The following is a 9,688-nucleotide window of genomic DNA, read 5'->3' as shown; positions in this document are numbered from 1 at the left end:
CATGTCTTTAAATTACTCAACAGCGACGACTTCTGCTTGAGTTTGTTCTAAAGATTTATCAACCACACCAAACTTTTTAAAGATTTTTGCACGACGTTTAGGATAAATATTCGCTTTATTTAGATCACCTTTATAATGATCAAATACACGCTTATCCATCATTTTTGACCATAAAGGTGGAATCAATGCAGGCAATAACATACTTGCATAGCCACTTGGTAATTCAGGAGCTTCATCAAAGTGACGTAATGCCTGGAATGGACGTGTCGGATAAGCATGATGATCAGAGTGACGTTGTAGCTGATATAAGAACAAGTTAGTCACAATATTATTATTGTTCCAGCTATGTTCAGGCATGGTACGTTGGTATTTACCATTTTCATCTTTTTGACGCTTCAAACCATAGTGTTCAATATAGTTAATAATTTCAAATAAACTAATTCCATAGAATGCTTGTGTTGCTAAATATGGAATTACACCTTTACCAAAGATACCAACCATAGAAGCATGAAATGCAGCACTCATACCCCAACCTTGCAACAACTCATTGTCTGTAGACCAGAATTCTTTACCTTTACGTTTTAAACGTGTGGTTTCAATTTCTACAGCTGATTTGAATGAACCAATTACTGTACGAGGCCAAAACTCATAGAATGTTTCACCCATTTGTGAAGATGCTGGATCTTCTGGTGTTGCAGCACGTTTATGGTGACCATAAGGATGTTCTACACGGAAATGGTTATAGCCCGTTGGTACAAGTGCTAAATGCGATAAAATATGGTCAATACGATCATGCTTATGACTCAGCTCATGCGCAGTATTAATTGCAATACCGTTGATCGCACCCATCGAAATACCAAGTAAAATCTTATCTAAAAACGATGTTTCTTTACGACTTGTTAAATAACATGCATAAAAATTTGCGGCATATTGCAATGGAATAAAGCTTTTTACTAAACGAGAGTAATAAGGATCTTTTTCAAGTAATTTAATGTCTTCATCCGTTGGATTATTTGCATCTTTACCAATGATCGTATCGATTGTTGGAATAACAATATGCAAAACAATTGGACCACCTAACGCAAAGATTTTTTTCAAAGGACGTGGTGCAAATTGATAGCCTGCTAAAATACCGATACCGATTACAGGCAAAGCTGGGCTAATTGCCCATAAATAACGTTTACGATCCAATTCAGTTTTTGATTTTGGAATGCTTACTGGCGTAAGTTCTTGCTCAACATTTACTGGCGCATTCATCATCTTTTCCATGTCTTTGTATATATATGTATATTTTCAGGAATTATGAGATGCATTACAGTTGCAAGCGTCCAAAAAACCTATGTGAAAGTCTTTGGCATCATCCTCCCTGTTTTTGTCCTTAAAACACATATTGAGTTATTACATTAGCTCTCTATAATTTAAATGAACACATCGATAAAAAATCATATGGATGCTTTAAGTAAAATATTTGCCGATATTCATTTAAACCACAGTGAATATATCTACTTGAAAACACAAGGAGAATGGAGTTTTATCTGCCAAGATCAAACCGCTTTAATTGTTCATATTGTTTTAGTGGGGTCGGTATTTATACAGGTTGATGGACAAAATAGTCTGACAGCCAATGCGGGTGAAATCGTAGTTATCCCTTCTGGTAAAGCACATACAGGTGCTGACAATGCCATTACCAAACTCGTTAATGCTGTAGACATATCTAAATTTTTTGATGGCCACAAAGAAGATGCCATCGAGTTTGGTACTGAATCATCCGAGAAAAATTTAATATTAACAGTGCGCTGTCAAATTGATACACTCATGGCACGCCCTTTTATTCAAGCGCTTCCGACTTTAATACACCTACAACATGGAGACACAAGTACTCCTGAATGGTTACAAATTGGTCTGCACTTTCTTGCCCTTGAAACACAAAATATTCAAGCAGGCCGAGATATTATTATTGACCATCTCGTAAATATTTTATTAATTAAGTGTATTCGAGATCATATTCAACAAATTTCTGATCAATCAGGATGGCTAAGTGCATTCAATCATCCTGAATTAAGCAACAGTCTTGCAGCTATCCATAATCATCCTGAAGATGCTTGGACAGTAGAAACTTTGGCTGAACAATGCTGTATGTCTCGTTCTAAGTTTGCAAGCTTATTCCATGAAGTCATTGGTGAATCACCACTAGCATATTTACAACAACATCGAATGCGTTTAGCGAGCCAATATCTACGCAAAAGTAATTATTCTATTCAGCAAATTGCAAATAAGGTTGGATACTCTTCTGAAACTGCTTTTAGCCAAGCATTTAAACGCACTTTTGAAATTTCACCTAAACAATATCGGCAGCAATATATTCAAAATGAAACATAAATAAAAAAAGACACTGATGTGTCTTTTTTTATTTTAGAAAATCTTAGCGTACGATGCCGCGTGTAGATTTTTCTAGAGAATCAATAAACAGCTGCGCTTCAGGCGTACTTTCTAAAATTTCATTACGAATTTTCTCGATTGCCTGCTCGGTTGTAAGGCCAGATTTATAGATCAACTTATAAGCTTCTCTAAGACCTTGAATGGTATTTCGAGACCACCCTTTGCGACGCATACCTTCAATATTCATACCAAAAGCACGCGCTGGATTACCTGATGCCATCACATAGGCTGGAACATCTTTAAGGATTAAAGCCGCGCCACCAATCATACTGTAAGAGTCAATACGGCAGAATTGGTGAATACCAGCATTACCGCCAACAATCACATGATCACCAACATTTACATGTCCAGCTACACCAACATTGTTTGCAAAAATATTGTGGTCACCAATGTTACAATCATGTGCAATATGGGTATTCACCATTAATAAATTATGGCTACCAATCTTTGTAATACCATGATCCTGAACTGTACCTCTATGCAAAGTACAATGTTCACGAATAGAATTATTATCCCCTATTTCTAACCACGTCTCTTCACCTTGATATTTTAAATCTTGGCAAATTTCCCCAATACTCGAAAATTGGAAAATATCATTATTTTTTCCAATTTTCGTAAAGCCACCAACTACAACATGCGAACGTAATTTTGTTCCTGCATCAATACTTACATTTGGCCCAATAATACAATACGGTCCAATTTGTACATCAGATGCGATTTCTGCAGATGCGTCAATAATTGCTGTAGGATGAACTAAATTTTGACTACTCATGTCTGCTCAATTTTCTGATGGGAAATAATAATCTCAGCTGCTGCTGCAATTTTGCCGTCAACACTAGCAGTACAATTGTACTTGTAAATGCCACGTTTTTGCATAACAAGCTCAGATTTTAAGATAAGCTGGTCACCAGCAACAACCTGTTTCTTAAATCTTATTTTTTCTGCGCCAGCAAACAAGAACAATGAACCAGCTTTTGGCTTCTGATTTGTTAATACAAAACCTAAAATACCAGAAACCTGAGCCAAAGCTTCAATAATCAATACACCAGGCATAATCGGATAAGTTGGAAAATGCCCTTGTAGAAACTCTTCATTAATAGATACGTTTTTATAACCGACAATGCTATTTTCAGTTACTTCTGTCACTCTATCAACTAACAAGAAAGGATAGCGATGAGGTAAATATTCACGGATAGTTTGGATATCCATTGGTAATTCAGGCATCGTGAATGCTGGAAATGTTGACTCAGTCATAATAAATTATTTACGTAACTTAAGGGTTGATTCAAGGGACTCTAATTGAGCTTGCATATGATCAAGCCTTTTCGTGAGTTGGGTCAATGGCACATCTGCTAATTGTCTCAAGCGTACAACCGTCCTTTTCCAATGACTATTTTCAAAGAGTCCAATTCCTGAAGAATAAGTTCCAGCCTCAGAAATATTTTTTGTGACCATTGACATTCCAGTAAGCGTGACATTATCCGCGATATTTAAATGCCCTGCAACTGCACTACCGCCTCCGATAATACAGTTTTTGCCAATACGAACACTTCCAGCGATAGCACAGTTAGCGGCAATCGCAGTATTTTGACCAATTTGAACGTTATGCGCGATTTGCACAAGGTTATCAATAATGACACCATCTTCAAGAATAGTATCGTCCAATGCACCACGATCAATACAACAATTTGAACCAATTCTGACATCATTACCGATTAAAACTGAGCCAAGTTGTGCTATTCGATGCCATTTACCCTGATAAGGAGCAAATCCAAAACCTTCTGAACCAATTGAAGTATTTGTATGTATACGAACACGATCCTTTAGCTTGGCTTCACCTGTAATCGACACATTTGCATCAATAAAACCATCTTTGCCCACTTCGACGTTGTCATCAAGAAAGACGTTTGCTTGAATAATCGTATTATTACCAACAACACAATTTTCACCAATAACAACATGGTGTCCAATATATGCATCGTCAGCAATAATCGCAGAAGGATGTATTTTTGCAGTGCTTTCAATACCGCGTTGAGATATTTTCTTATCAAATACGTGGGTTAATGTAGCAAATGCCAGATAAGGATTATTTACAACAATAAAGTTTTTCTTACTGCCTAATAATTGTTTTAATGATTCAGTAACGATGTAAGCACCAGCTTGACTTGCTTCAGCTTGCGCTAAGTATTTGTCACCATTTACAAAGCAAATATGATGATTGTGAGCTTTTTCTAGACTTGCTAAATTAAAAATTTGAAAATCTTTTTCACCGAAATACTCACCTTTTACAAGGTGAGCGATTTCTTCTAAACGATAACTACGTCTATTCATTGATTATTTCATTGCATTAACCTTTTGAATCATTTTATCAGTTAAATCATACTGAGCGTCAGATGCAATCGTAGAATTTTTATTCAAAATAAAATCTAAATTATTTTCTTTACGTAATTGTTCTGCTGCTTGCTTTACACGATTCTCAAAAGTTGTGTTCATCGCTTGTAAACTAGACTGTACTTTCGTCTGTAAACCTTGTTGAGTAGAATTAAATTCATTAACTTTAGCTTGATATTGCGCAGAGAGCTTTTGCAAATCAGCTTGATTAGCTGATTGGGCTTTTTGTTGCAAACCTTCAATTTCTTTACCCAACTGCTCTAACTTTGTTGAGGTTGGTTTTACAGTTTGACCTAAACTTGCATTTTGTTGTTTGAGATATGTACTACTTTCTACAACTTTAGCGAGATCGACAACAGCAATACCACCTGCATTCACAGCTGCTGAAACCGTTAGACCTAAGCCAATCATAAGCATTGTTAATGTTTTCATTGTTTCATCCTTTTATATATTTTGAAAACCTAGAGTCGTACTTAGAAAGTACGACCAATTTCGAATTGAATAGACTTAGTATCATCGCCTTTCTTATCGTTAAGCGGATATGCATAACTGAGTGATAATGGTCCGATCATCGTAATCCATGTAAAACCAACACCAACGCTATAACGCATATTACCCAAATCAAACTTGTAGTTATCGTCACAGTATTGCTTAATATCTATATCACTGCCATTCATTTTCATAGTACCGCCCGCTACGTCACATTTAGTATCAAAAACTTGAGCACCTTCTGCGAATAGAACAGGTCGAACTTGGCGAGTCCAATCCCCTTTAAATGGTAAAGGTAGTGCTAGTTCAGTACCAAACTGAACCAGCGCATTACCACCTACTTCTTCTGGCGATGGATCATTTTGATCTGTTTTTTGGAAAATAACGCTCGGATATTTCGGACCTAATGAACTGTTATCATAGCCACGCACAGAACCATAACCACCTGCATAGAAGTTTTTGTAGAATGGTAGATCATTACCGAAACCTAACTTACCATAACCACGTAATACAAATCCTTTAGGCAATGACTTAAAGGCCTGCGCATCATAAGTCAATTTTTGGTAATCAACATCACTACCAGGTAAACCAACTTCTAAACCAACTCGATGAGACATACCCGAAGTTGGGAAAATTGGACGATTCAAAGTATTGTAAGACCAACCAAGATTCAATGTATAAGTTAAGAAATCACCTTCAAATGCATTATCGTATGTTTTCTCTAGTACTTTACAGTTCAACTCATCATCGAGTTGAGAATTACCATTGGCATCTAAAGGACAGTAAGAACTACTTCCTGTTGCTTTTCCACCATTTGCTAATAGATAGTCGCGAATATAAGTCGAAACACTCGGACCTGTTCTTACTTTAGTTTTATCAATACCAACAGAAGCACTTAAACTTTGATTTTCATCAATTGGATAACCAAAGCTTAAACTACCACCTAAACTATCTGTCACATAATTATTAACATTATAGTCTTCATTGAGTTTGGTCTTACGATAGTAAACATTATATCCACGACTCACACCATCAATTGTGAAATACGGATCTGTTACGCTCAAGTTATAATAATCTTGTGTTTCTGAACGAGATAAATCAACTGCTACTCGATTACCAGTACCCATAAAGTTTGTTTGACTCAAACCTGCTTGGAATGTGATACCACCATTTTGAGAGTAGCCTACAGCAAGGGTTGTTGTACCAGAGTGCTGCTCTTCAACATCAACATTTAAATCAACTTGGTCTGGTGAGTTCGGTACACGAACGGGTTTTACATCAACAGTTTTAAAGAAACCTGTACGCTCTAAACGAACTTTAGAAAGATCAATTTTCTCGTTACTCGCTAACGCACCTTCCATCTGACGCATTTCACGTCGTAAAACTTCATCAGCAGTTTTATTATTACCTGTAAAGTTAATACGACGAACTGTGACTTGCTGGCCGGGGTTAATATAGTAATTAAGATCAACAATTCCTGTTTGATTATTAATCTGAGGAACTACATTTACCTCAGCATAATAATAGCCGGCATTCCCATATTTACGTAGTAAAAGTTGCTTAACAGCATTCACTTTTTCTTGCGAATACGTTTCACCATCTTTGTAAAGTTTAAGTGCTTGTAACTCTTCTGGCTTATAAAGTGCGTCACCTAAAAACTTCGTTTCACCAAACTTGAACTGACTACCCTCATCAACAGAAACTTCAATAAAGATATGTTTTTTATCTTCGCTAATATTTAGTTGTGAATTGATGATATTAAAATTAATGTAGCCTTTGTTTAAATATAGTGCACGCAATGCCTCTAAACTTGCAGCCATTTTTTCGCGAGCATATCGGTCATTACGCGTAACAATCGATGCCCAACCACTTTCTTTCACAGCAAAAGCTTGTTTAATATCAGCATCGCTAAATACAGTATTACCGATGATATTGATATCAAACACTTTCGCAGGCGTACCTTCGTTGAAGTTTAGTTTTAACTCCACGCGGTTATTTGGGCGAGCTACTGTTTCTACTGTTACATCAGCATCGTAACGACCTTGCTGTGTATACTGTTGCTCAAGTTCAGTCTCAATAATCTGTAATGCAGATTTTTTGAAAACCTCGCCTTCAGCAATACCCATTTTCTTTAAGCCTTGTTCCAAAGCTTCCTTTGGAATAAGTTTATTGCCTTTGAATTCAAGCTTCGAAATGATTGGGCGTTCAACTACTTTAAAGACTAAGACATCATTTTCTTTAAAAGCTTTGATGTCATCAAATAGGCCTGAAGCATATAAAGTGCGAATTGCTTCAGCGATCATCGGATCGCTTACTCTATCGCCACTATTTATTGGTAACATTGAATAGATGCTTGCAGGTGTTAAACGTACAAGACCATCAATTCGTATATCTCGTGCAAGAAACTCGTCTGCTGCGTATACTTGTTGTACCGCTGCCATCGCACTAACAAGTGCTAAAGGCATTAATAAATGTGTGTGACGCATGCCCATATATTTTCCAGTAAGTTAAATTCCATTTGCGCTTATAAACGCATGAAGTCATTGAATAAAGCTAAAAGCATCATGCTACCGAGCAGTACCATACCAACTTTTAAACCAAACATCTGTATTTGTTCAGAAACAGGTTTACCACGAATTGCTTCAATAAAGTAATAAACTAAGTGACCACCATCCAACATTGGAATTGGCAATAAATTTAAGATACCTAGACTTACACTCATCAGCGCCATAAAAGAGATAAAGGTTTGCCATCCCATTTCAGCACTTTGTCCAGCAACTTTAGCAATCGTTATTGGACCAGATAGATTATCTAAACCAATCAAGCCTCTTACCATTTTTACGATCGAGTTTACAATCATACCTGAGAGCTGCACTGTTTTATCAGTCGCAACACCTAAAGCTTCAAGAGGTGAATATTGAATCGTTTGTTTATATTCTTGCGGAATAGTAACTTTACCAACATCACTTTTTACACCGAGAACACCCGTTGTATTACCCATATTGTCTCGTAGACCTTGCGGCATAACTTGTAAATGCACAATCTTGTCATTGCGCATCACATCAATATTCAACAATTTTTCAGGTGAACCTTGTACAACTTCAACTACATCAAACCAGTCTTTCATCGTAACACCATTGATTGCTACGATTTTATCACCCTCTTTCATTCCTTGACGAATTGCAGCACCATCCGCACTTAACTCTTTTACAACTGCGGGGATAACAGGACGATAAGGTAAAAAGCCCAATGCATCTAAAGGTGATTCACTCTGATCTTTAAGAAAATCTTTAATCGGTAAATTAACTTGTTTTTTAGTACCAGCACGATCAATTAAAACAGAAACTTGCCCAGTTTCACCTACACGATTTACAAGCGCGTAATTAAGTTTTTCCCACGTTGGGGTCGTGTGACTATCAACCTCTAGTATCTTATCTCCAACTTTCAAATCAACTTGAGCAGCAGGTGTATTTGGTAGAACTTTACCAATACGTGTGTTCAACTGATCTTGGGCTGGTAGAAACAAAATCCAAAAGAGAAAAATAGCGAAAATTAAATTAATTAGTGGCCCAGCAGCGACAATAGCAATACGTTTCCACGGAGATTGCCTATTGAAAGCGTATGGTAAATCTTGTTCAGCGACATTGCCTTCACGCTCATCTAGCATCTTGACATAGCCACCAAGTGGTAGAGCTGAAAGCTGATACTGGATACCAGATTTTTTAGATTGCCATTTTAGTAAAGTAGGACCAAATCCGATCGAATAGACTAAAACTTTGACACCTAATTTACGAGCTACCCAGTAATGACCAAACTCATGAATGGCGATGAGAGGACCCAACAATAAAATCGCAGCAACGATCATGAACAATACATTCATACGATTTAACCTCTCACTTCCATAACATACTGCTCTGCTACCTGTCTTGCGATCATATCAGTATGTAAAATGATGTCTATATTTTCTGCTTTGGTATTTTGTACAACTTGCAAAGTATTTTCGACAACTTGTGGAATTTCTGTAAATCGAATTTTATTATCCAAAAACGCAGCCACTGCTATTTCATTAGATGCATTTAAAATTGTTGGTGCTAAACCACCTGCTCGCATTGCTTGACGAGCTAAATTAAGCGCAGGAAATTTAATTTCATCTGGCTTTTGAAAATTTAATTGCGCTGTTTCAAACAAGTCCAAAGCAGGAACATGTGTTGTTAAACGTTTCGGCCAAGCCAATGCGTGCGCAATCGGCGTACACATATCAGGGTTACCCATTTGAGCCAAAGTTGATCCATCCACATATTGCACCATTGAATGAATAATACTTTGTGGATGGACAACAACTGTAACAAAATGTTCTGATATTGAAAAT

Annotated in this window: 8 protein-coding genes and 1 pseudogene; 1 reads left to right on the top strand and 8 read right to left on the bottom strand. The window is 36.9% G+C overall.

What is annotated here, in order from left to right; translation table 11 throughout:
* Window positions 1-12 precede the first annotated feature (12 nt).
* Window positions 13-1,257 (bottom strand): alkane 1-monooxygenase, encoded by a 1,245-nt coding sequence (locus tag B4237_RS04775; protein WP_278595435.1) that lies wholly within the window; start codon window positions 1,255-1,257, stop codon window positions 13-15.
* A 189-nt stretch (window positions 1,258-1,446) separates the two neighbouring features.
* Between B4237_RS04775 and B4237_RS04770 the strand changes: the two genes are divergently transcribed.
* Window positions 1,447-2,379 carry an AraC family transcriptional regulator gene (locus tag B4237_RS04770; protein WP_004879358.1) on the top strand — a complete coding sequence of 311 codons (933 nt, stop codon included), beginning with the start codon at window positions 1,447-1,449 and terminating at the stop codon, window positions 2,377-2,379.
* Window positions 2,380-2,422: 43 nt separating this feature from the next.
* Here B4237_RS04770 and lpxA read toward each other — a convergent pair whose 3' ends face one another.
* The 7 genes and pseudogenes from lpxA to B4237_RS04735 form a co-directional block, all read right to left on the bottom strand.
* Entirely contained in the window at window positions 2,423-3,211 is a 789-nt protein-coding gene (lpxA, locus tag B4237_RS04765) for an acyl-ACP--UDP-N-acetylglucosamine O-acyltransferase (RefSeq protein WP_023013510.1), read from the bottom strand.
* Entirely contained in the window at window positions 3,208-3,693 is a 486-nt protein-coding gene (gene fabZ / locus B4237_RS04760) for a 3-hydroxyacyl-ACP dehydratase FabZ (RefSeq protein ID WP_004879353.1), read from the bottom strand. Before fabZ ends, lpxA begins: the two co-directional genes overlap by 4 nt.
* 6 nt (window positions 3,694-3,699) lie before the next feature.
* A complete protein-coding gene (lpxD, locus tag B4237_RS04755) occupies window positions 3,700-4,770 on the bottom strand; it encodes a UDP-3-O-(3-hydroxymyristoyl)glucosamine N-acyltransferase (RefSeq protein WP_278595436.1) in 1,071 nt (356 codons plus the stop codon).
* Window positions 4,771-4,773: 3 nt separating this feature from the next.
* Window positions 4,774-5,262, bottom strand: coding sequence for an OmpH family outer membrane protein (locus B4237_RS04750; protein ID WP_278595437.1), 489 nt, complete (start codon window positions 5,260-5,262; stop codon window positions 4,774-4,776).
* Between the two features lie 41 nt (window positions 5,263-5,303).
* Window positions 5,304-7,811 (bottom strand): outer membrane protein assembly factor BamA, encoded by a 2,508-nt coding sequence (bamA, locus tag B4237_RS04745; protein WP_278595438.1) that lies wholly within the window; start codon window positions 7,809-7,811, stop codon window positions 5,304-5,306.
* A 32-nt stretch (window positions 7,812-7,843) separates the two neighbouring features.
* Window positions 7,844-9,199: an RIP metalloprotease RseP gene (gene rseP, locus B4237_RS04740; RefSeq protein ID WP_278595439.1), complete on the bottom strand. Its 1,356-nt coding sequence runs from the start codon at window positions 9,197-9,199 to the stop codon at window positions 7,844-7,846.
* Between the two features lie 5 nt (window positions 9,200-9,204).
* A pseudogene (locus B4237_RS04735) lies at window positions 9,205-9,688 on the bottom strand (1-deoxy-D-xylulose-5-phosphate reductoisomerase); the annotation flags it as partial.

Source organism: Acinetobacter sp. UBA6526, from assembly GCF_002434875.1.
Taxonomy (GTDB): domain Bacteria; phylum Pseudomonadota; class Gammaproteobacteria; order Pseudomonadales; family Moraxellaceae; genus Acinetobacter; species Acinetobacter venetianus.
Note: the sequence above shows the minus strand (reverse complement) of the source record. Positions and strands in the feature narration are given on the sequence as shown.